Source organism: Saccharopolyspora gloriosae (assembly GCF_014203325.1).
Lineage (GTDB): Bacteria > Actinomycetota > Actinomycetes > Mycobacteriales > Pseudonocardiaceae > Saccharopolyspora_C > Saccharopolyspora_C gloriosae.
Window position 1 is genome coordinate 2258439 of the sequence record NZ_JACHIV010000001.1, and the last position, 21210, is coordinate 2279648.

A 21210-nucleotide genomic window follows, 5' to 3' on the forward strand; every position below is an offset into this window, starting at 1 on the left:
TCACTCGGCCGATCGTGCGGAGAACAAGAGGTTGCCGAGGACGCCGACGAGCGCCGCCATGGTCACGCCGCTGCCGAGGATGAGGCCCAGCGACGGCGGCAGCTGCTGGTACAGGTCCGGTGCGACGACGGGCAGCAGCCCGGCGACCAGCGCGGCCGTGGCGACCATCAGGTTGCCGTCCTGGCCGAAGTCGACCTCGCGCAGCATCTTCACGCCCAGCCCGGTGATCATGCCGAACACGACCAGTCCGGTCCCGCAGACCACGGCGGAGGGCACGGCACCGATCAGCCGGGCCACCGGCGCGAGGAAGGCGAGCACGGCCAGCAGCACGGCCGTGCCGAGCGTGACGTAGCGGCTGCGCACCCGCGTGATGCGCACGATGCCGACGTTCTCGCCGCTGGTCACCATCACCGGACCGCCGAACACGCCGCTGAGCAGCGAGGCGACGGCGTCGCCGCGGATCGTGCCGCCGATGTGGCGCTTGCGGTCGACGGGGGTGCCCACGGCCTCCGCGTTGAGCACCGTCTGGCCCGTCGCCTCGGCCATCGCGCCGATCGCGAACAGCAGCATCGGCACGGTCGCCAGCAGGTCGAAGTGCGGCACGCCGAACGGGAACGGCTGCGGCAACGCGAAGACCGGGCCACCGGTGATCTCGCCGAGCTGACCCGTCGCGAGCCCCAGCAGCATGCCGCCCGCCATGCCCAGCAGCATCGCGACCCGGCGCCAGCCGCCGCGCAGGACGCGGAACAGCACCACCGTCAGCACGATCGTCGCCGCCATCAGCCCCAGCGACGAGGGCTCCGCCGCGCCCTCCGGCCCGACCACCAGCTGAGCGGTGATGCGCAGCAGGTTCACGCCGATCACGATGACCATGACGCCGAGCACGAGCGGCGGGAAGAACCGCACGATCCGCAGGAACACGGGTGCGAGCGCGAAGCAGGCGAGCCCGGTGAGCACCACGGCGCCGCTCGCGGTGCGCGCGTCGGTGCGCTGCGCGATCTGGATGAACAGCACCACGGCGGCGCCACCGGGCAGCATCACGAACGGCAACCGCGCGCCCACCCGCAGGAAACCCGTCGACTGGAAGGCCGTGCCGATCGCCGAGACCAGGAAGAACGCCGCGAGCAACCGCGCGGAGGAATCCGCGTCGAGGTCCAGCGCGTGCGCGACCAGGAACACCGACGAGATCGGCCCGGTGATCATCACCAGCAGGTGCTGCACGGCCAGCGGTGCGAGCGCCTTGAGCGGCACCGCCTCGCTTTCGGGGCTCACCGCAGCCATGGCAGTTCCGCCGCCGAGTACCGGTAGGCCCGGAACAGCGCGTTCGACTCGCTCGGGAACACCCGCGCCGCTTCGGGTTCGTGGTAGCGCGAGAACTGCGGCACGACGAACTCCCAGCACACCCGGCCTTCCGGGGTGATCTCGAAGATCCGGCCGAAGGCCGACTCGGTGATCATCGTGTTGCCGTTGCCCAGCCGCTGCGCGCTGCCCATGAACGGCGTGAAGAACGACTCGCGGGTGGAGTCGTGGTACTCCCAGGTGATCTCCGAGGTCGTGCGGTCGACCTCGATGACCCGGGAGAACGTCACGCTCTCCCGGGAGCGGAAGGTGCCGTTGTCGAACAGCAGCAGCTTGCCGTCGTCCAGCTCGGACACGCAGTGCTGCTGGGCGATCACGTCGGAACCCAAGCGCCACAGCACGTTCCCGGTCGCGCGTTCGATCACGATCACCGCGGAGACGCTGCGCAGGCTCGCGACGATGTTGCCGTCGGCGAGCTCCGAGACGCTGTTGACCAGCGGCCAGTGCTCCCGCCAGTAGTGCGCCTGCAGCGGGTAGTCCTCGGGCGGCAGGTGCTCGATCGCCCGCCACTCCCACAGCAGCTCGCCGTCCGGGCCGACCTCCCGGAGCACGTCGGCGTAGAGCACGCCGTCGGCCTCGGTGTCCGGCACGCCGCCGGGCACGAGCGCGGGATCCACGGGTTCGGCGGCGGCGTAGAGGATCCGCCCGTCGCCGAGGTGGTTCGCGTCGTGGTGCGCCCACGGGTCGCGGTGCTCGCGCAGGATCGTCCCGTCCGGTGCGACCTCGCACATGGCTCCGCCGCGGTACTTGTGCCACATGTCGAACGGCGCGGGCACTCCGGGCAGGGCGCCGTTGTAGGCGAGATTGCCGTTGGGCAGGATGCGGGCATGACGTCCCGGCCGGTACGGCAGCTCCCAGCGGTGCGCCTCGGCGCCTTCGGCGTCCACGAGGTGCACGACACCCGGGCTGGTCAGCGGCGCGTAGAGCGTGTAGCCGCCGAAACCGAGCTCCGGTTCGGCGCCGATCAAGCCGGTGCCGCGCCGGCGCAACGTGTTCTGGTCCATCGCTCGTCCTCGATGTCAAAGATTTGTGTTCATCAAATATTTGACACCCGGTGCGCGGGGTCGGGAAAGGCCTTCTCGCGTTGTGGGCGCAGGAGGTGAGCGCGCCGATGCTGGGACGGGTGATCCGGGCGCGGCGCAAGGAGCTCGGCCGCACCCTGGCCGAGATCGCCGGGATCAGCGGATTGTCCGCGCCGTTCCTGAGCCAGATCGAGAACGACCGCGCCAACCCGAGCATGGCCTCGCTGCAACGGCTCGCCGACGCGCTGGGCACCACCGCCGTGCGGCTGCTCGCCGGTGCCGAACAGGCCGGACGCGTCGACATCGTGCGCGCCGGCGAGCGCGCACCGATGGCCGCCACCGACGACGAGGACGGCACCGTGCGCGCGCTCGTGCGCGGCCGTCGCCAGCTGCACGCGCTGGAGTTCAGCGGCGGTCGCCACGGCGACCGCGAATTCGTGCACCGCAACGACGAACTGCTCTACGTCGTGCGCGGCGCGGCCCGCGTGATCGCCGGCGAAGCGGAGCACGACCTCGCCGAAGGCGACGCCCTCTACTGCTCCGGCGGCATCCGGCACAGCTGGCAACTGCTCACCCCGGACGCGAAGGTTCTGCTCGTCGCGGTAGCAGAGGACGCCAGGATCACCCTCGACGACTGAAGCGCTCTTCGCTCGGTTTGCTTTGTGATCGGGTGGCGGAACCTCAGGCTGCGGGATCTTTTTCCCGAGTGGCTCCGCCACGAGGGAAAAGCCGTCCTCGCGAGAAGACGACTGAGAACCCGCTGCGGTGCCGGTTGCTCTGGTGGTCACTGCTCAGCGGCTTCGCCGCTGACAAGATGCTGACAAGGCGTTGAACAGGGGTTTCGAGTCAGGGGTGGGTTCTGGCTCGGAGGCCGTCGAGGACGAGTTCGAGGCTTCGGTCGAAGTCGTCGGGGCCGCCGGGGTCGCGGTCGATCGCGCCGGCGCTCGCGGCCTGCAGCGCGGTCTGCTCCTCGGTCGCGTGTCCGAACACGAGGTGCAGGAAGGTGCGGGTGGCCAGGTCCACCAGGTCCGGGGGCAGGCCGCCGTCGTGCAGCGCGTCGCGGAGCCGATCCGCGGTGTCGTCCCGGCCGAGGCCGAAGGTGTGCGCGGTGGCGACGACCTCGGCGCCGTCGCGGTAGGCGAGCATCGCGTCGCGCAACTGCCCGCAGAGCTCGACGACGCGCCCGTCCCACTCCGTGGCCCGGTGCGGTCGGCGGCCGCGGCGCAGGATCTCGTCGGCGATCGCGGCGAGCAGCGTCTGCTTGTTCGGCACGTGGTGGTAGAGCGCGCTGGGCTGCACGCCGAGCTCCGATGCGAGCCGCCGCATCGTAAGCGATTCCAGCCCGTACTCGTCGAGCACCGCGAGGGCGCGATCGACGATGTCGGCGCGGTGGTAGCGCACGCGAATCCTTCCCGTTGACCGATCCGTCCTCCCAGTTTAACCTGAACGCTGTTCACCTGAACGCCGTTCAGGTCGCAGCGTCAGCCGACCCCGGGGAGAAGCGATGACCACCACCTTCGACCAGCTCGCCGACGACGTCCTCGCCGGGAGCCCGGTGACCACCGACGACGCGCTCGCCGTGCTGCGGGCCACCGACGACGAGCTGATGTCCGTGGTGGCCGCCGCCGGTCGGCTGCGCCGCGCGCATTTCGGCAACGCGGTGAAGGTGAACTACCTGGTGGACCTCAAATCGGGGCTGTGCCAGGAGAACTGCGGCTACTGCTCGCAGGCCGTCGGCTCCGCCGCCCCGATCCTCAAGTACTCGTGGCTGTCCCAGGACGCCGCGCTGGAACAGGCCGGTGCCGGGCTCAACGGCGGCGCGAGCCGGGTGTGCATGGTCGCCTCCGGCCGCGGACCGTCCACCCGGGACATCGACAAGGTCGCGGAGATGGCCGGCGCGCTCAAGCAGCGGCACCCCGACGTCGAGATCTGCGCCTGCCTGGGGCTGCTCCAGGACGACCAGGCGGAACGCCTCAAGGCCGCCGGGGTCGACGCCTACAACCACAACATCAACACCGCCGAGAGCCACCACCACACCATCGTTCAGACCCACACCTACGCGGACCGGGTGGACACCGTCGGCAAGGCCAAGGCCGCGGGGCTGTCGCCGTGCTCCGGGCTGATCGCCGGGCTGGGGGAGTCCGACGAGCAGCTGGTCGAGGCGCTGTTCGCGCTGCGGGAGCTGGGCTCGGACTCGATCCCGGTGAACTTCCTGCTGCCGTTCGACGGCACCCCGTTCGAGAACACCTGGGAGCTCACCCCGGCGCGGTGCCTGCTGATCCTGGCGATGGCGCGCTTCGTCTGCCCGGACAAGGAGATCCGGATCGCCGGTGGCCGCGAGGTGCACCTGCGGTCGTTGCAGTCGATCGCGCTGCACGTGGCCAACTCGATCTTCCTCGGCGACTACCTGACCTCGGAAGGCCAAGCCGCCGAAGCGGACCTGGAGATGATCCGGGACGGCGGCTTCGTCGTGCTCGGCTCCGAACAGGACCTCGCCCAGCGGGCCGAGGGCCCGGTGATCCGCCGCCGCGGCGCCGGAACCGACCTGCTGCCCAACGCCTGAGCCGATGACTCCCGACGAGCAGCTCGCGTTCGACCGCGAGCACCTGTGGCACCCGTACACCTCGATGACCGACCCGGCGCCGACCCGGCTGGTCACCGGCGCCCGCGGCAGCCGGATCAGCATCGACGGCGTCGGGGAGGTCGTGGACGGGATGGCGTCCTGGTGGTCGGCGATCCACGGCTACCGGCATCCCGCGCTGGACGCGGCGGTGCGCGACCAGGTCGAGCGGATGTCGCACGTCATGTTCGGCGGGCTCACCCACGAACCCGCCGTCGAACTGGCCCGCCGGCTGGTCGACCTCACGCCCGACGGGCTCGACCGCGTCTTCCTCGCCGACTCCGGATCGGTGAGCGTCGAAGTGGCGATGAAGATGGCGCTGCAGTACCAGCGCGGTACCGGGCGGCCGGGCAGGACCAGGTTCCTCACCGTCCGCGGCGGCTACCACGGCGACACGTTCGACTGCATGAGCGTGTGCGATCCCGACGGCGGGATGCACGCGATGTGGTCGGGCGTGCTGCCGGAGCAGGTGTTCGGCGCACGACCACCGCGCCACGACGCCGACGTCGACGACTGGGCCGAGGGGTTCCGCGCGCTCGCGGCCGAGCACGCCGACCGGCTCGCCGGGCTGATCGTGGAGCCGCTGCTGCAGGGAGCGGGCGGGATGCGGCCCTATTCCGCGCGGTGCCTGGCGGTCTTCCGCGAGGTCGCCGACGAGCACGGCCTGGTGCTCGTCTTCGACGAGATCGCGACCGGCTTCGGCCGCACCGGCACCCTGTTCGCCGCTGAGGCCGGCCCGGTGCGGCCGGACGTGCTGTGCGTCGGCAAGGCGCTCACCGGCGGCTACCTGTCGCTGGCCGCCACGCTGTGCACGGCGGAGGTGGCGCGCGGGCTGTCCGCCTCGGAGTCCGGAGTGCTCATGCACGGCCCCACGTTCATGGGCAACCCGCTGGCCTGCGCGGTCGCCACGGCCAGCCTGGACCTGCTGGCGGGCGGCGGCTGGGCGGCCGACGTGCGCCGGATCAACGCGGGTCTGCAGGCGCTGCACGGGATTCCGGCCGCCGACGTGCGGGTGCTCGGCGCGGTCGGCGTCGTCCAGCTCGACCACGAGGTCGACGCGGCGGCGGCGACCGACGCGGCGCTGGCGCACGGCGTGTGGCTGCGGCCGTTCCGCGACCTGATCTACACCATGCCGCCGTACGCGTGCACCGACGAGGACATCGCCGCCGTGTGCGGCGGGATCGCGGCTGCGGCGGAGGCGGGATGAGCGGCTGGGACGGCTGGTTCGCCGCGCAGCGCTCCGCGCGCGAGCACGCCGGTGTGCAGCGCGTGCTGCGGCCGCGACCCGCGACCGAAGCGGTGATCGACCTCGCTGGCAACGACTACCTGGGCCTCGGCGCGCATCCCGGAGTGCGGCGGGCCGCGGCCGACGCCGCCCTCGAATGGGGCGCGGGCGCCGGGGCGTCCCGGCTGGTCACCGGCACCACCGAGCTGCACGCCGAGCTGGAGCGCGAACTCGCCGAGTTCACCGGTCGCGAGGCCGCGCTGGTGTTCTCCACCGGGTACCACGCGAACCTGTCCGCGGTGACCGCGTTGGCCGACAAGCACTCGCTGGTCGTCTCGGACGCGCACGCGCACGCCTCGCTGATCGACGCCGCGCGGCTGTCCCGCGCCGCGATCGAGGTCGTCCCGCACAACGACGTGGCGGCGGTGCGGGCCGCGCTGGCGAGCGCGGGGGACCGGCGCGCGATCGTGCTCACCGAGTCGATCTTCTCGGTGCTCGGCGACGCCGCCCCGCTGCCGGAGCTGGCCGCGGTGTGCGCCGAGCACGACGCGCTGCTGCTCGTCGACGAAGCCCACGGGCTCGGCGTCGTCGGAGCCGGCGGCCGGGGATCGGTGCACGCCCACGGCCTGGCGCGGCACCCGCAGGTGGTGGTCACCGCGACGCTGTCGAAGTCGTTCGGCGCGATGGGCGGCGCGGTGCTGGGCTCGGCGGCGCTGATCGACCACCTCACCAATCGCGCCCGCCCGTTCATCTTCGACACCGGGCTCGCGCCCGCTCCCACCGCCGGTGCGCTGGACGCGCTGCGCCGGTTGCGGGGGCGGCCGGAGCTGCCCGGCGCGATCCACCGGCGCGGCGGCGAGCTCGCCGATCGGCTCGGCGTGCCGCGCTCGGCGGGAGCGGTGCTCTCGGTGCCGATGCCGTCCCCGCGGGTCGCCGTCGCCGCCCAGGCCGCGGCACTGGCGGCGGGTGTCCGGGTCGGCTGCTTCCGCCCGCCCTCGGTGCCGGACGGCGTCTCCCGGCTCCGGATCACCGCCAGAGCCGGGATCGGCGAGGACCGCTGGGCCACCGCCGTCGCCGTGCTGTCCCGCGTCGTCGACGACCACCGGGAGGGATCGTGATCGTCTTCGTGGTCGGCACCGACACCGGTGTCGGCAAGACCGTGGCCACCGCGGCGCTCGCGGCCCGATCCGGGCCGGGGACGGTCGTGGTGAAACCGGCGCAGACCGGGGTCGGCCCCGACGAACCGGACATCGCCGTGGTGCGGCGGCTGGCGGGGTGCGAGGTCGTCGAGTTCACCCGGCTCGCCGATCCGCTCGCCCCGGACACGGCGGCCCGGCTGCGCGGCGCGGCGATCCCGGCCGTCGACGAGCACGCGGCCGGAATCCGAGACCTGGCCCGGACTCGCGGCACCGTGATCGTCGAGGGAGCCGGCGGAGTCCTGGTCCGCCTCGACGCGGCGGGCGGCACGATCCGGGACCTCGCGGCCGACCTGGCCGCCGACCACCCGGTGCGGGTGCGGGTCGTGACGAGGCTCGGCCTCGGCACCCTCAACCACACCGAGCTGACCGTCGGCGCGCTGCGCTCGCGCGGACTGGAACCGCAGGGGCTGGTGCTCGGCTCGGTCCCGGCGGAGCTCGGACTCGCGGAGCGCTGCAACCGAACGGAGCTGCCCCGCGTCACCGGAGTCCCGGTCATCGGCGCGATCCCCGAGGGCGCGGGAGCGCTCGCCCCGGAGCTCTTCCGCGAACGCGCCGGTTCGTGGTCGACGATCAGCTGAGCGCCGGACCGGGAAATGCTCTAGCGACGTGGTCTCGGAGCGGAATGCCCACGACGCGCGGAGGAATCGGGAACCTGGCGGATCGAAAGCGGCCGGACCGGAGCGGCGGCGAATTCCTCCACCCGGCGCGGCAAGGAACGGACCAGCGGTTCCGCTCCGCGCACGACCGCGGCGGTCCCCGATCGCAGCGTTCCGGCGACGTCGGCGAGACCGGCCGAACCGGTGACGCGGGCCACCGAGACGAGGCGTCGGTGGAGCTCCAACAGATACACTGCTGATATGTCAAGTCATCTCGGCACCTTCGGAAGCTGCTGCCCGTCGACGACGCCGAGGACGGGATGGGCGCTGTGACCAGCGAGGAACCGGTGTACACCTCGATGGCCGACAAGGCGTACGCGGCCATCCGGGACCGACTGATCATGCTCGACATCCCGCCGATGACGGCGATCGACGACGTGGCCCTCGCCGGATCGCTGGACATCGGCCGGACCCCGGTGCGCGAGGCGCTGAAGCGGCTGGAGATCGACCGGCTCGTGGTGTCCTACCCGCGGCGGGGCACCTTCGCCACGGCCGTCGACATCACCGACCTCGCCTACATCTCGGAATTGCGGGTGCAGCTGGAGCCGTTGGCGGCGCGGCGAGCCGCCGAATCCGCGGACGCCGCGAAGCTGGGAGAGGTCGCGGAGCTGGCCGACGCCCTGGACCGGGTCGACGTGCGCTCGCTCAGCCGGGACGAGTTGATGCGCTGGGACCTGCACGTGCACCGCGCCATCTACAGCGCGGCCGGGAATCCGCACCTGGAGGACACCCTGGTGCGCTACGACAACCTGGCGACTCGGATCTTCTGCCTGTTCCTGGACCGGATGGTGAACTTCGACAGCCACGTCGGTGAGCACACCGCGCTGCTGCGGGCGATCGGCGCGCGCGACGTCGGCGAGTCCGAGCGGCTCGCCCGCGAGCACGTCCTGGGTTTCGAGAAGGCGATCCGGGCGGTGGTCTGACACCGCCGCAACGACCGCGATCGGCGAGCGGGAACGAGACCTGGGCCGCGTTCCCGTCCGAGCCCATGTCGCAGCGCCGGAACGCGTGGGTGATGTCGTCCGACGGCGTGCCGGCTCGTGCAGGACTCCGACCGGGTCCGCGCGGAGCTCGGTGCGGACGGCGGTGCTGCCTGGGGAGCGCGTCGCGTCGGTGAGCGGTCAGAGTCTGCCCGCGAGGCGCCGGCGCCATCGGCCGAACGCGCGGGGGCGGTCGATGCCGAGCACTCCGACCGGAGCGCCCGCGCCGTCGACGTAGAGCGCGAGGAAGTCGCCGGAGTCGAGATCTCCTTCTTCCACTTGGATCGTGCAGTCCGCAGTGCGGTGTCCCGCGAACTGGATCTGGTGGCCGTACTGGTCGGACCAGAAGTAGGGGACCGCGTGGTGGGCGGGCGCGGCGTGCTCCCGGCCCAGCAGTGCCGCGACGGCCGCCGCGGGTTGCTGCAGCGCGTTCGTCCAGTGCTCCAGCCGCATGGATTCCGCGGTGTAGGCCCGGTGCGAGTTGGCGCAGTCGCCGACGGCCGCGACGCCGGGGACCTCGGTCAGGCCTCGTTCGTCGGTGAGAACGCCGTTGTGCAACGGGATTCCCGAGTCCGCCAGCCACTCGACGTTCGGTTGGGCGCCGATGCCGACCACCACCACGTCGGCGGGCAGTTCGCGCCCGTCTTCGAGCCGGACGGCCGTCACGCGGAACTCGCCGATCAGCTCGGCCAGACCGGCCCGCAAGTGCATCCGGACGCCGTTGCGGGCGTGCAGCCGGCCGCACACCGAGCCCATGTCGGTGCCGAGCGCTCGTTGCAGGGGAGCGGCCGCCGCTTCGACGATGTCCACTTCGCAGCCGAGGCCGACCGCGGTCGAGGCGATCTCGGCTCCGATGAACCCGGCTCCGATGACGATCAGCCGCGCGCCGGGCACGAGTTCCTTGCGCAGTGCGCGGGCATCGTCGAGCGTGCGCAGGGTGTGCACGCCTTCGGGCACCGAGTCCGGCAGGGTGCGCGCCCGCGCTCCGGTGGCCAGCACGACGCCGTCGGTGGTGATGCGCTCCCCGTCGTCGAGCAGGACCGCGCGCTCACCGGTGTCGAGGGCTTCGGCGGTGCGGCCCAGCCGCCACTCGACGCCCAGTCCGGAGTCATCCGGCTCGGTCAGGCCGATGTCGTCCTCGGAGGAGGTGCCCGCCAGGAATTCCTTGGACAGCGGCGGGCGGTCGTAGGGCGCGTGCTCCTCGTCGCCGATCACGACGATCCGCCCGTCGAAGCCCTGCTCCCGCAAGGAGCGGGCGGTCGTCAGGCCGGCCAGCGACGCCCCGACGATCGTGATGTCCCGCAATCAACTCACCCCTTCCACTGCCGCGTCGACCGACGTCGACTCGAGGACGTAGACCAGGCCGTCGTCGACGGACACCTGGTGGGTGCGGACGGGCTTCTTCGCCGGAGGTCCGCTGGGACGGCCCGTGCGCAGGTCGAAACAGGCGGCGTGCAAGGGACATTCGACCGCGCAGCCCTCCAGCCAGCCGTCGGACAGCGACGCGTCCTGGTGCGTGCAGGTGTCGTCGATCGCGAACAGTTCACCGTCCACGTTGAACACCGCGATGGGTGCCTCGCCCTGGACGCGGGCCGACTCCCCGGGAGGGAGGTCGGCGAGCTCACCTACGAAGATCATGTTGCCTCCTGTTGCAGATGGCGGAACCCGTAGTGCAATTCGCAACAGACAGAATGCGGCTCGCCCCCTTGGTCGTCAACGATGGAATTTCGGCCGCCGGCCCGCCCGTGAGGTTGCGTCCTGCGCAACGCCTTCCGGTGCCGGTGACCGCTGGTCCGCTCGCGGGATCGCGCTCGGCCGGATGCTCTCGATGGAGCGTCGCCGCGCGGCCCGCCCGCGTTACCGGTGCGAGTATCCGCTTGCGGCACAGCGGATTCCGGTTCCGGCGGACTCCGGATCGACCCCCCGATCGGGGGCGTTGACCAGCCCCGGTCCCTGTCTTATCGTGCACAGATATATCAACCGTCGACCCCGCGATCAGGGTGCCGAAGCCGCTGATCTCCTGTACTTGAGCCTGCCGTTGCAGGTGAACGGCATTTCGTCGTTGTCTTGTCAGCGGCGGAGCCGCTAAGCAGTGACCAGCCAGAGCAAGAAGACCACCCGCGGGTTTTCAGCGGTTTCCTCGCGAGGACGGCTTTTTCCCTCGTGGCGGAGCCACTCGGGGAAAAGATCCCGCAGCGAGGAAGCAGCTGAGGTTCCGCCACCCGCACCGCTACGCAGGCCGAGTCCCAAGACACCTGAAGCGAAGCTGTTGCGGAGCGCTGCGGTTCGCATCGGGGGATACCTCATGACCGAGAAACCGAGACGTCGCAGGCGGAGCCTGACTCCTCCTGTCGTGCAAGAGGAACGCACCGTGCACCGGGCGGTCGCGGCGACCGCCGTCGGGAACGTCGCCGTGTGGTACGACTTCGGCATCTACTCCTACCTGGCCGCCGCCGTGCTGGACCGGGTCCTGTTCCCCGACGGCGGCCAGTGGGCCACCGCGTACACGCTCGCCGCGTTCGCCGCCGCGTTCCTGATGCGCCCGCTCGGCGGATTCGTGTTCGGGCGGCTCGGGGACCGGATCGGTCGCACGAAGGTGCTCTCGGCGACGATGCTGCTGATGGCGGTAGCGACGGTGCTGCTCGGCCTGGTCCCGAGCCACGGCGCGATCGGCCTCGCCGCCCCGCTGTTCGTGCTGCTCGTCCGGATGTTGCAGGGGTTCGCCGTCGGTGGCGAGTACACCGGCGCGCTCACCCTCATCGCCGAGTACGCCCCGGACCGGCGACGCGGATTCTTCGGCAGCTGGCTGGAATTCAGCACCCTGGCCGGGTACGCGCTGGGCGCCGGGGTGTGCGCCGCGGTGATCGCCGCCGTTCCGGAGGGCGACCTGCTGTCGTGGGGCTGGCGGCTGCCGTTCATGCTCGCGCTGCCGCTGGGCCTGACGGGCATCTACCTGCGGATGCGGTTGGAGGACACCCCGGCGTTCCGGCAGCTGATGGAGCGTTCCCCCGCGCTGAGCACGATGTCCGCGCGGCGCGCGCTGCAGATCGTCGTGGTGCACTACCGCTCCGCCGCGCTGGTCGCGACCGGCGTGATCGTCGCGTGGAACGTCACGAACTACGTGATGACCAACTACGTCCCCGCGTACCTGGCCGCGACGCTCCCGCGCTACGGCGCGGGCGGGAGCAGCCAGGCGGTGGCGGCCACCCTCCAGGTCGCCGTCATGGTCCTCATGCTGTGCGTGATCGTGTCCGTCGGCAGGCTCAGCGACCGCATCGGGCGCAAACCCGTGCTCATGGCGGGAAGCCTGTCGCTGATCTTCCTGGGCCTGCCCGCCGTGTGGCTGCTCCGCGAAGGACTGCTCGGGCAGGTCGCCGGGCTGCTGATCATGGGGATGTCGTTGGTGTGCTTCGCCGCGGTGTCGCCCTCGACGCTGCCCGCGCTGTTCCCCACGATGATCCGCTACAGCAGCCTCGCGGTGATCTTCAACCTGGCGGTCTCGCTGTTCGCCGGGACCGCGCCGACGATCATCGAGGCGGCCGTGACGGCCACCGGCAACCTCGACTGGCCCGGTTTCTACCTGGTCGGAGCGGGCGTGCTCGGCGTCATCAGCACCCACTTCCTCAAGGAGCAGGCGGGCCGCCCCCTCGACGGCGCAGCGCCGCTGACCTCCAGTGCGGAGCTCCCCTCCCCGCCGCTGTCCGACGAGGGCGTCCCGCTGGAACAACCCCGTCAGTGAGCCGCCCCTAGGCGTGCTGAGGTGGTCATTTGGCGGAACCTCAGCGTTCTTCTCGCTGCGGGATCTTTTTCCCGAGTGGCTCCGCCACGAGGGAAAAAGCTGTCCTCGCGAGAAGAACGCTGAGAACCCGCGGCGGTGCCGGTTGCTTTGGTGGTCACTGCTCAGCGGCTCCGCCGCTGACAGGATGGGGAATACGCGTCAGGAGAACGTGCGTGCTCTTCCCGTTCTGGGCGGGGTTTTTGTGGTGTGGATGGCTTTTCGCGCAGCGTGAGGCCCCGTGCGGACGTGTCCGCACGGGGCCGGTGCGCGGGGGTCAGCCGACTCGGGCGCGGACCCAGTCGTGGAACTCCTCGATGTGGTGCTCGCTGGGGACCAGCACGCCGCCGCTCTTGTAGGACCGGGAGTCCATCGCCAGCTGGCAGCGCTCGCAGGCGTCGAAGTCCTGCTTGTTGACCCGGTGGAACAGCTCCACCGAGCGCTCGATGTCGACGCCGGAGTCCACGACCTCCGGCAGGTACAGCCAGTCGCACCGCACGATGGTCCGGTCCACGGCGATCGGGAACATGCGGTGGAATACCACGTGGTCGGGCACCAGGTTGATGAAGACCTGCGGGCGGACCGTGATGGCGTAGTAGCGGCGGTCCTGCTCCTCGTTGACGCCGGGGAGCCGCTCGACGCCCTCCGAGCCGTCGACGGTGAACCCCTGGATGTTCTCGCCGAATTCCGCGCCGTGGCCCACGAAGTACTGCGCGGCGAGGCCGTCGGCGAACTCCGGCAGCACCTCGGTCAGCTCCGGGTGGATCGTCGCGCAGTGGTAGCACTCCATGAAGTTCTCGACGATCTGCTTCCAGTTCGCCTTCACGTCGTACTCGATGCGCCTGCCGAGCTTGAGGTCGGCGACCTGGTAGCCGACGATCGCGTCCGGCGTGCCCAGGCGGTTGGTGACGTCGTTGATGACGGTGTCCTCGAACGACGGCGGGTCCTCGGCCAGGCACAACCACACGTAGCCGAGCCACTCGCGGACGTGCACCCGGTGCAGCCCGTACTCTGCGCGGTCGATGTCGGGCATCGCGGTGAGGTTCGGCGCGGCGATCAGCTTGCCGTCCAAGGCGTACGTCCAGGCGTGGTACGGACATTGGAACGACCGCCGCACCTCGCCCTGCTCTTCGGTGCACAACCGGGCCCCGCGGTGCCGGCACACGTTGAGGTGCGCGTTGACGCCGCCGTCGCGCCCTCGGACGACGATGACGCTCTCCCGGCCGATCTGCACGGTCTCGTACTGGCCGGGCCGGGCCAGGTCGGCGCTGAGCACGGAGCAGAACCAGCCCGCCTCGAAGATCGAGTCCTGTTCGGCGCGGAAGATCTCGGGATCGGTGTAGTAGTGGCCCGCGAGTGTTTCCCGCAGGCTCGCGGGGAGTCCTTGCTCCTCAACGGATGCGGAGAGCTCACCGGTCGTCATGGAAGTGCTCCTTGCTCGAGAGGACGGATTCGCGTCAAGGCGCTCCGGACGAGCGCTCGGCGAGGTGGGGCCGTGGCTCCCCGGAGGGAGCAGGTGAGCAGGATCAAGAGAGTTGCGCACAGTGCAACCCGGTGCGCGATGCGCTACACATAGCAGCGCGCCGGAAGCAGGATGTCAAGGGCCGCAGGAGGAATCGGCGGCAGCGGCGCCGATCCCCATCAGCGGGACGGGGCCGGGGCGATCACTGGAAGACCACCGTGCTCTGCCCGTTCAGCAGCAGGCGCCGTTCGCAGTGCCAGCGCACGGCGCGGGACAGCGCCAGCGCCTCGGCATCGCGGCCGACCGTCTGCAAGGCCTTCGGGTCGTGGGTGTGGTCGATGCGGATCACCTCCTGCTCGATGATCGGTCCTTCGTCGAGTTCCGGGGTGACGTAGTGGGCGGTGGCCCCGACGAGCTTCACCCCGCGCCCGTATGCCTGGTGGTAGGGCTTCGCGCCCTTGAACCCGGGCAGGAACGAGTGGTGGATGTTGATGGCCCTGCCGTGCAGGGCCTTGCAGGTCTGATCGGACAGGACCTGCATGTAGCGGGCCAGCACCACGAGCTCGGCGTCGTGCTCCTCCACGACCCGCAGCAGCCGGGCCTCCGCTTCGGGCTTGGTGTCGCGGGTGACTGGGATGTGGATGAACGGCAGGCCCGCGTTCTCGGCCATGGGGCGCAGGTCCTCGTGGTTGGACACCACCGCGACGATGTCGGCGCCGAGGCTGCCCGTGCGGCAGCGGTAGATCAGGTCGTTGAGGCAGTGCCCGAGCTTCGAGACCATCACCAGGATCCGCGCGTTGCGATCGGCCGCGAAGGCGAAGGTCATCTCGAAGTCGGCGGCGACCGGTTCGAAGCCGCGCGAGATCTCCTCGATGTCGATCTCGTGCGCGGCGGTGACGTGGGTGCGCAGGAACAGCCTGCCGCGCACCGGGTCGTCGAACTGCTGGTGCTCCCCGATGTCGCAGCCGTGCTGGAAGAGGTACGAGCTGACGGCGTGCACGATGCCGCTGCGGTTGGGGCAGCTCAAGGTGAGCGTAAAAGAGCGGGTCAACGGATCCTCCTCAAAGGTCATTGCAGTCGGCCTGCGTAGGGGTCGGGTGGCGGAACCTCAGCGTTCTTCTCGCTGCGGGATCTTTTTCCCGAGTGGCTCCGCCACGAGGGAAAAAGCTGTCCTCGCGAGAAGGACGCTGAGAACCCGCGGCGGTGCCGGTTGCTTTGGTGGTCGCTGCTCAGCGGCTTCGCCGCTGACAGGACAACGACCGCGAACACTGCTCACCTCGAACGACGAGGCGGGCGGGCCCTCAGCATTCGACGACGTTGAGCGCGAGGCCGCCGCGGGCGGTCTCCTTGTACTTGTCCTTCATGTCCGCTCCGGTCTCTCGCATGGTCTTGATCGCCTTGTCCAGCGAGACGTGGTGCTTGCCGTCGCCGCGCACCGCCATCCGGGCCGCGGTGATCGCCTTGATCGAGGCCACCGCGTTGCGCTCGATGCAGGGGATCTGCACGAGACCGCCGACGGGGTCGCAGGTGAGCCCGAGGTTGTGCTCGATGCCGATCTCGGCGGCGTTCTCCACCTGCTCCGGGGTGCCGCCGATGATCTCGGCGAGCCCGGCGGCGGCCATCGAGCAGGCCGACCCGACCTCGCCCTGGCAGCCGACCTCCGCCCCGGAGATCGAGGCGTTCTCCTTGAACAGCACGCCGATCGCGCCCGCGGTCAGCAGGAAGCGCACCGCCGCGTCGGCGGAGAACGACGGCAGGAACCGCTCGCCGTAGTGCAGGACCGCGGGCACGATCCCGGCGGCGCCGTTGGTCGGCGCGGTCACCACCCGGCCGCCCGCGGCGTTCTGCTCGTTCACCGCGAGGGCGTAGAGGGTGACCCACTCCATGGCGTGCAGCGCGTCGTGCTCGTCGGTGGTGGACTCCAGCCGTTCGCGCAGCTCGTTGGCGCGACGGCGCACCTTGAGCCCGCCGGGCAGGGTGCCGCTGGTGCGGGAACCCTGCTCGACGCACTGCCGCATCACCGACCAGATGTGCAGCAAGCCCTCGCGGACCTCCTGCTCGGTGCGCCAGGACAGCTCGTTGGCCAGCATGATGTCGCTGATCCGCAGGCCGGAGGCGAAGGCGTGCGCGAGCAGTTCCTGCCCGGTGCGGAACGGGTACGGAACCGGCGTCTCGTCCTCCACCAGCACCGGCCGTCCCGCTTCGTCCTGGTCGAGCACGAAGCCGCCGCCCACCGAGTAGTACTCGCGGCGGTCGATGCGGACGCCGTCCCCGTCGCGCGCCTCGAAGACCATGCCGTTGCTGTGGAAGTCGAGCCGGCCGGTGCGGTGCAGCACGATGTCGTCGGCGATCGAGAACGCGATCTTCTGCTCGCCGCCGAGGCTGATGCGGTGCTCCTCCCGGACAGTCCGCACCTCCGGTTCGGCGGCGACCGGGTCGACCAGGTGCGGCTGCTCCCCGGCGAGCCCGAGCACCACGGCGTCGACGCTGCCGTGGCCGTGCCCGGTCGCCCCGAGCGAGCCGAACAGCTCGCACCGGACGCCCGCGACGCGGGGGAGCTCGCCGGACCGGCGCAGGTGTTCGACGAACAGGTGGGCCGCCCGCATCGGGCCGACCGTGTGCGAGCTGGACGGGCCGATGCCGACCTTGAACAGCTCGAAGACCGAGAGGGTCACGTGCGCTCCCAACCTGGTCGTGCGCGGACTCCTGCCCGCGGCGGTGCGGTGGCGGATCGGTGCGCCGTCACGTCGAGGCCCGTGCTGCCGCTGCCGCGGTGTGCCGGAGCAGCAGGGCCGTGGTGACGGGACCGACGCCGCCCGGTACCGGCGACAATCCGGCGACCCGGCCGGCGACGGCGGGTTCGTCGACGTCACCGACGAGTCCGCCGTCGGCGGTGGGGTTGGTGCCGACGTCGATGACGACCGAGCCTTCCCGCACGTGCGCGGCGCCGATCAAGCCGGGGCGTCCGACGGCGACCACCAGCACGTCGGCGCCGCTGGTGAACCTGGCGAGGTCGGCGGTGTGCCGGTGGCAGATCGTCACCGTCGCGTCCCGCCGCAGCAGCAGCTGCGCGGCGGGCTTGCCCACGACGTTGGAGCGGCCGACCACCACGCAGTCGCGCCCGGCCAGCGGGACCTCGTGGTGGTCGAGCAGTTCCAGCACCGCCGCGGCGGTGGCCGGGGCGAACGCGCGGGAACCGGCGGCGAGCAGGCCCAGCGACACCGGGTTCGCGCCGTCGACGTCCTTGTCCGGCGCGATCGCCGACGCGAGCTCCTCGAAGCGCGCCCCGGCGGGCAGCGGGGTCTGCAGGATGATCCCGTGCACCGAGTCGTCGGCGCTGAGCGAGTCCAGCGCGTCGCGGACCTGAGCGGGGGAGCAGTCGGCTCCGAGGTCGACGACTTCGCAGTCGATGTTCGCCTTGGCGGCGGTCTTGGCGATGGAGCGCACGTACCAGGCGCTGGACTCGTCGTCGGTGGCGACGACGACCGCCAGCTTGGGAGTGCGGCCGCGCTGGGACAGCTCGGCGGCGGTGGCAGCGACCTCGGCGCGGATCGCGCGGGCGAGGCCGGTGCCGTCGAGGGCGAGGGTGGCGGATTCTCGTTCGGCGGTGGTCATCGCAGGATGTGCTCCCGAACGGCTGAGGTGACCTGGTCGGCTCGCTGGAAGATGTCGGCGGCCCGCTCCAGCGCCGCGCCAAGTTCGGCGCGGACCGCGGGATCGGTGATGCCGACGAGGTTGATCTCGATGTTGACCCGCGAGGTGGCGGCCGCGGCCCGCGCCGCGTCGGCCGCCGCGGCGATGTCGGCGATCACGTTGGTGTTCCCGATCGGGCGCAGCCCTTGGGCGAGGTCGAGCAGCTGATCGGCGACGGCGATGACGCGGGCGGGCACCCGGCCGGCCTCCGCGAGCGCGGCGGTGATGGCCCGGGCGCGGGCGGCCTTCTCGTCGTCGTTCGACTTGGGCAGGCCGTAGGCGGCGCCGACCGCGCCGAACGCCACGGCGTCCTGCTCGGCCAGCGCCAGCGCGGACGCGCGCAACTCGTCGGCGGTGTCCCGGATCTCGGCGATGGCCGCGGCGTGCGCGGCGTAGCGCGCACCGTCGCTGTAGCGGGCGACCATCGCGACCAGCGCGGCACCTTGCGCGGCGTGCAGCGCGGAGGTGGCCCCGCCGCCCGGAGCGGGCACCCTGGCGGCGAGGTCGTGCAAGAAGGAGTCGATCGTGTCCGTGCGCATGCGGAGTCCTCCGTGGTCGGCGGGCGCGGTCAACGGCGGATGCGGTGCATGTCCGGGTCCACCAGCGGTTCGGCCGCGACGGTGGCGCGCACCTTGCGGCCGAAGTACTGGACCTCCACCTGGGTGCCGACCACGGCGGTGGCGGGCAGCCACGCGTAGGCGATCGGGGTGGCGAGGGTGTGCGAGAACGCCGCGGAGGTGATGTAGCCCGCGGGTTCCCCGTCCACGAACACGGGTTCGTGCCCGAGCACGACGCTGCGGCCGTCGTCGATCGTCAGGCAGGACAACCTGCGCGTCAGCGCGTCCTGGTCGATCGAGGTGACCGCGTCGCGCCCGACGAACTCGCCCTTCTGCGGCCGGACGGCGAACCCGACCCCGGCTTCGTACGGGTTGTGCTCGGTGGTCATGTCCGAGCCCCAGGCGCGGTAGCCCTTCTCCAGCCGCAGGCTGTTGAACGCGGCCCGCCCGGCGGCGACCACACCGAGCTCGCGACCGGCTTCGAACAGCACGTCCCAGAGCCGCTGCCCGTACTCGGCGCCGGTGTAGATCTCCCAGCCCAGCTCGCCGACGTAGGAGACCCGCATCGCCAAGACGGGAATCCCGGCGATGTGCGCTCGCTTGCAGCGGAAGTACTTCAGGCCCTCGTGGGAGAAGTCGTCGCCGCTCAACGGCTGCACCAGGTCGCGGGCCAGCGGCCCCCACACGCCGATGCAACAGGTGCCGCCGGTGATGTCGCGGACCTGGACGCCGTGGTCGTCCGGGAGCTGCCGGGTGAAGTGGTCGAAGTCGAGGTTCCCGTTGGCGCCGACCTGGAACAGCTGCTCGCCGAGGCGCGCGACGGTGAGGTCGCTGCGGACGCCGCCCGCCTCGTCGAGCACCAGGGTGTAGGTGACCGCGCCGATCGACTTGTCCATCTTGCCGGTGGTGAGCCGGTCCAAGAAGGACAGCGCGCCCGGCCCGCTGATCTCCAGCCGCTTGAGCGAGGTCATGTCGTAGAGGGCGACGGCGTTGCGGGTCTTCCACGCCTCGGCCGCGGCGATCGGGGAGTGGTGCATCGCCGACCAGGCGTCCCGCGCCGGCGGCTGCCACTCCATCGGGAGCCCCTTGACCAGCGGGGCGTTCGCCTCGTACCAGTGCGGCCGCTCCCAGCCGTGGGATTCCAAGAAGACCGCGCCGAGTTCGCGCTGGCGGGCGTGGAACGGGCTCACCCGCACGTCGCGCGGCGAGAGCTTCGGCTGCAGCGGGTGCTTGACGTCGTAGATCTCGACGAAGTTGCGCTGCGCGGTCTCGTCGACGTGCTGGTCGGTCGTCTCGACCTCGTCGAACCGGTGCACGTCGCAGCCGTGCAGCTCGGTGCGGCTGCGCCCGTCCACCAGCAGCTCGGCGACGGCGCGCGCCACGCCGGAGGAATGGGTCACCCACACCGCCTCGGCGATCCAGAACCCGGCCACGTCGGGGGATTCGCCGACCAGCGGCCCGTCGTCGGGGGTGAAGGAGAAGATCCCGTTGAACCCGGATTCGACCCGCGCCGTGCGCAGCGCGGGCAGCAACCGGCGGCTGTGCTCCCAGGACGCCGCGAAGTCGTCCTCGGTGAACGGGAGCATCGAGGGCATCGCGTCGTCGCTCGGGGAGTCCTGCTCGGGCAGCTCGCTCAGCCGCACCGGCATCGGGCGGTGGGCGTAGGTGCCGATGCCGAGGCGGTCGTTGTGCTCCCGGAAGTAGAGGTCCTGGTCCTGGTGGCGCAGGATCGGCATCCGCGCCTCGATCCGGGCGTCGTTGCGCCCGGCGAGTTCGGGCAGCGGCTCGGTGTGCGCGTACTGGTGGGCCAGCGGCAGCAGCGGGACCTTCATGCCGACCATCTCGCCGATGGCCCGCCCCCAGAACCCCGCGCAGGACACGACGATGTCGGCGGGGATCTCGCCGTGGTCGGTCCGCACGCCGGTGACCCGGCCGCCGTGCTGCTCGATGCCGATCACGCGGGTGGAACCGCGGAAGACGGCACCGCGGGATTCGGCGCGGCGGGCCAGCGCGACGACCGCCCTGGTCGACTTGGCGAGCCCGTCGGAGGGCGTGTGGAACCCGCCGAGGATGCGGTCCTGGTCGAGCAGCGGATGCAGCTTCGCGCACTCCTCGGGATCGAGGACTTCCCCTGCCACGCCCCAGGAAGTGGCCCACCCCTGCTTGCGGTGCAGGTCGTGCAGCCGCTCCGGCGTGGTCGCGATCTCCAGGCCGCCGACCTGGTTGAAGCACCAGTCGCCGTCGACGTCGAGCCCGTTGAGCTTGTCGACCGTGTAGGAGGCGAACTCCGTCATCGTCTTCGACCCGTTGGTCTGGAAGACCAGTCCTGGCGCGTGGGAAGTGGAGCCGCCGGTGAGCGGCAGCGGTCCTTGGTCGAGGACGGTGACCTGGTTCCAGCCGCGTTCGGTCAGCTCGTCGGCCAGGTTCGCTCCGACGATCCCGGCTCCGATGATGACGACGCGAGGGGTCGTGCTCATGCTGGTCTCCTAACGGCGGCCTTGACGACCGCTACGAGGACGGCGCTGTTCGGGAGGATGTGCCTTGTGCCGCAACGGAAACGGCGGCGGAGGGCTGGGGCTCCTGCGGGCCGGCGTCGTGCGCGCGGCGCCGGCCGGTGGGCTCCATCGACGTGGGGAGTCGGTGCCGACGTGGTGTCGGGCGA

The 21210-nt window shown here is 71.3% G+C and carries 18 protein-coding genes; 7 read left to right on the forward strand and 11 right to left on the reverse strand.

Annotated elements, in window-relative coordinates; all coding sequences use genetic code 11:
* Together BJ969_RS10245 and BJ969_RS10250 are read right to left on the reverse strand one after the other, a co-directional pair.
* Complete coding sequence (locus tag BJ969_RS10245) at positions 1-1272, reverse strand: solute carrier family 23 protein (protein WP_184478712.1); 1272 nt, start codon at positions 1270-1272, stop codon at positions 1-3.
* Positions 1269-2363: an aryl-sulfate sulfotransferase gene (locus BJ969_RS10250; RefSeq protein WP_184478713.1), complete on the reverse strand. Its 1095-nt coding sequence runs from the start codon at positions 2361-2363 to the stop codon at positions 1269-1271. The genes BJ969_RS10245 and BJ969_RS10250 overlap by 4 nt, the downstream gene beginning before the upstream one ends.
* Positions 2364-2470: 107 nt before the next feature.
* Here BJ969_RS10250 and BJ969_RS10255 point away from each other — a divergent pair, with 107 nt between their 5' ends.
* Entirely contained in the window at positions 2471-3019 is a 549-nt protein-coding gene (locus tag BJ969_RS10255; protein WP_184485086.1) for a helix-turn-helix domain-containing protein, read from the forward strand.
* Between the two features lie 208 nt (positions 3020-3227).
* On the opposite strand, the gene BJ969_RS10260 is transcribed toward BJ969_RS10255, so the two are convergent.
* Positions 3228-3782, reverse strand: a complete 555-nt coding sequence (locus BJ969_RS10260; RefSeq protein WP_184478714.1) for a TetR/AcrR family transcriptional regulator C-terminal domain-containing protein — start codon at positions 3780-3782, stop codon at positions 3228-3230.
* 103 nt (positions 3783-3885) lie between these two features.
* Here BJ969_RS10260 and bioB point away from each other — a divergent pair, with 103 nt between their 5' ends.
* The 5 genes from bioB to BJ969_RS10285 all read left to right on the forward strand — a co-directional run bounded on the left by bioB (position 3886) and on the right by BJ969_RS10285 (position 9004).
* A complete protein-coding gene (bioB, locus tag BJ969_RS10265) occupies positions 3886-4944 on the forward strand; it encodes a biotin synthase BioB (protein WP_184478715.1) in 1059 nt (352 codons plus the stop codon).
* Between the two features lie 4 nt (positions 4945-4948).
* Positions 4949-6208 (forward strand): adenosylmethionine--8-amino-7-oxononanoate transaminase, encoded by a 1260-nt coding sequence (locus tag BJ969_RS10270; RefSeq protein WP_184478716.1) that lies wholly within the window; start codon positions 4949-4951, stop codon positions 6206-6208.
* Positions 6205-7344, forward strand: coding sequence for an 8-amino-7-oxononanoate synthase (locus BJ969_RS10275; protein ID WP_184478717.1), 1140 nt, complete (start codon positions 6205-6207; stop codon positions 7342-7344). The genes BJ969_RS10270 and BJ969_RS10275 overlap by 4 nt, the downstream gene beginning before the upstream one ends.
* Positions 7341-8003, forward strand: a complete 663-nt coding sequence (bioD, locus tag BJ969_RS10280) for a dethiobiotin synthase (protein ID WP_184478718.1) — start codon at positions 7341-7343, stop codon at positions 8001-8003. The genes BJ969_RS10275 and bioD overlap by 4 nt, the downstream gene beginning before the upstream one ends.
* Before the next feature lie 338 nt (positions 8004-8341).
* On the forward strand, positions 8342-9004 hold the full coding sequence (locus BJ969_RS10285) for a GntR family transcriptional regulator (protein ID WP_184478719.1): 663 nt from the start codon (positions 8342-8344) through the stop codon (positions 9002-9004).
* A gap of 198 nt (positions 9005-9202) precedes the next feature.
* Here the strand turns inward: BJ969_RS10285 and BJ969_RS10290 are convergent, their stop codons facing one another.
* Together BJ969_RS10290 and BJ969_RS10295 are read right to left on the reverse strand one after the other, a co-directional pair.
* Complete coding sequence (locus BJ969_RS10290) at positions 9203-10366, reverse strand: NAD(P)/FAD-dependent oxidoreductase (RefSeq protein WP_184478720.1); 1164 nt, start codon at positions 10364-10366, stop codon at positions 9203-9205.
* Positions 10367-10699 (reverse strand): bifunctional 3-phenylpropionate/cinnamic acid dioxygenase ferredoxin subunit, encoded by a 333-nt coding sequence (locus BJ969_RS10295; protein ID WP_184478721.1) that lies wholly within the window; start codon positions 10697-10699, stop codon positions 10367-10369.
* 733 nt (positions 10700-11432) lie between these two features.
* Here BJ969_RS10295 and BJ969_RS10300 point away from each other — a divergent pair.
* Positions 11433-12800, forward strand: coding sequence for an MFS transporter (locus tag BJ969_RS10300; RefSeq protein WP_343071325.1), 1368 nt, complete (start codon positions 11433-11435; stop codon positions 12798-12800).
* A gap of 313 nt (positions 12801-13113) precedes the next feature.
* On the opposite strand, the gene BJ969_RS10305 is transcribed toward BJ969_RS10300, so the two are convergent.
* The 6 genes from BJ969_RS10305 to BJ969_RS10330 form a co-directional block, all read right to left on the reverse strand.
* Entirely contained in the window at positions 13114-14259 is a 1146-nt protein-coding gene (locus BJ969_RS10305) for an aromatic ring-hydroxylating oxygenase subunit alpha (protein ID WP_184478723.1), read from the reverse strand.
* Between the two features lie 241 nt (positions 14260-14500).
* On the reverse strand, positions 14501-15349 hold the full coding sequence (purU, locus tag BJ969_RS10310; protein ID WP_184478724.1) for a formyltetrahydrofolate deformylase: 849 nt from the start codon (positions 15347-15349) through the stop codon (positions 14501-14503).
* Between the two features lie 250 nt (positions 15350-15599).
* On the reverse strand, positions 15600-16973 hold the full coding sequence (locus tag BJ969_RS10315) for an L-serine ammonia-lyase (protein WP_184478725.1): 1374 nt from the start codon (positions 16971-16973) through the stop codon (positions 15600-15602).
* 67 nt (positions 16974-17040) lie between these two features.
* Positions 17041-17913, reverse strand: coding sequence for a bifunctional 5,10-methylenetetrahydrofolate dehydrogenase/5,10-methenyltetrahydrofolate cyclohydrolase (locus BJ969_RS10320; RefSeq protein WP_184478726.1), 873 nt, complete (start codon positions 17911-17913; stop codon positions 17041-17043).
* Positions 17910-18530 carry a cyclodeaminase/cyclohydrolase family protein gene (locus BJ969_RS10325; protein ID WP_184478727.1) on the reverse strand — a complete coding sequence of 207 codons (621 nt, stop codon included), beginning with the start codon at positions 18528-18530 and terminating at the stop codon, positions 17910-17912. Before BJ969_RS10325 ends, BJ969_RS10320 begins: the two co-directional genes overlap by 4 nt.
* A gap of 29 nt (positions 18531-18559) precedes the next feature.
* A complete protein-coding gene (locus tag BJ969_RS10330; RefSeq protein WP_184478728.1) occupies positions 18560-21025 on the reverse strand; it encodes a GcvT family protein in 2466 nt (821 codons plus the stop codon).
* Positions 21026-21210: the final 185 nt, after the last annotated feature.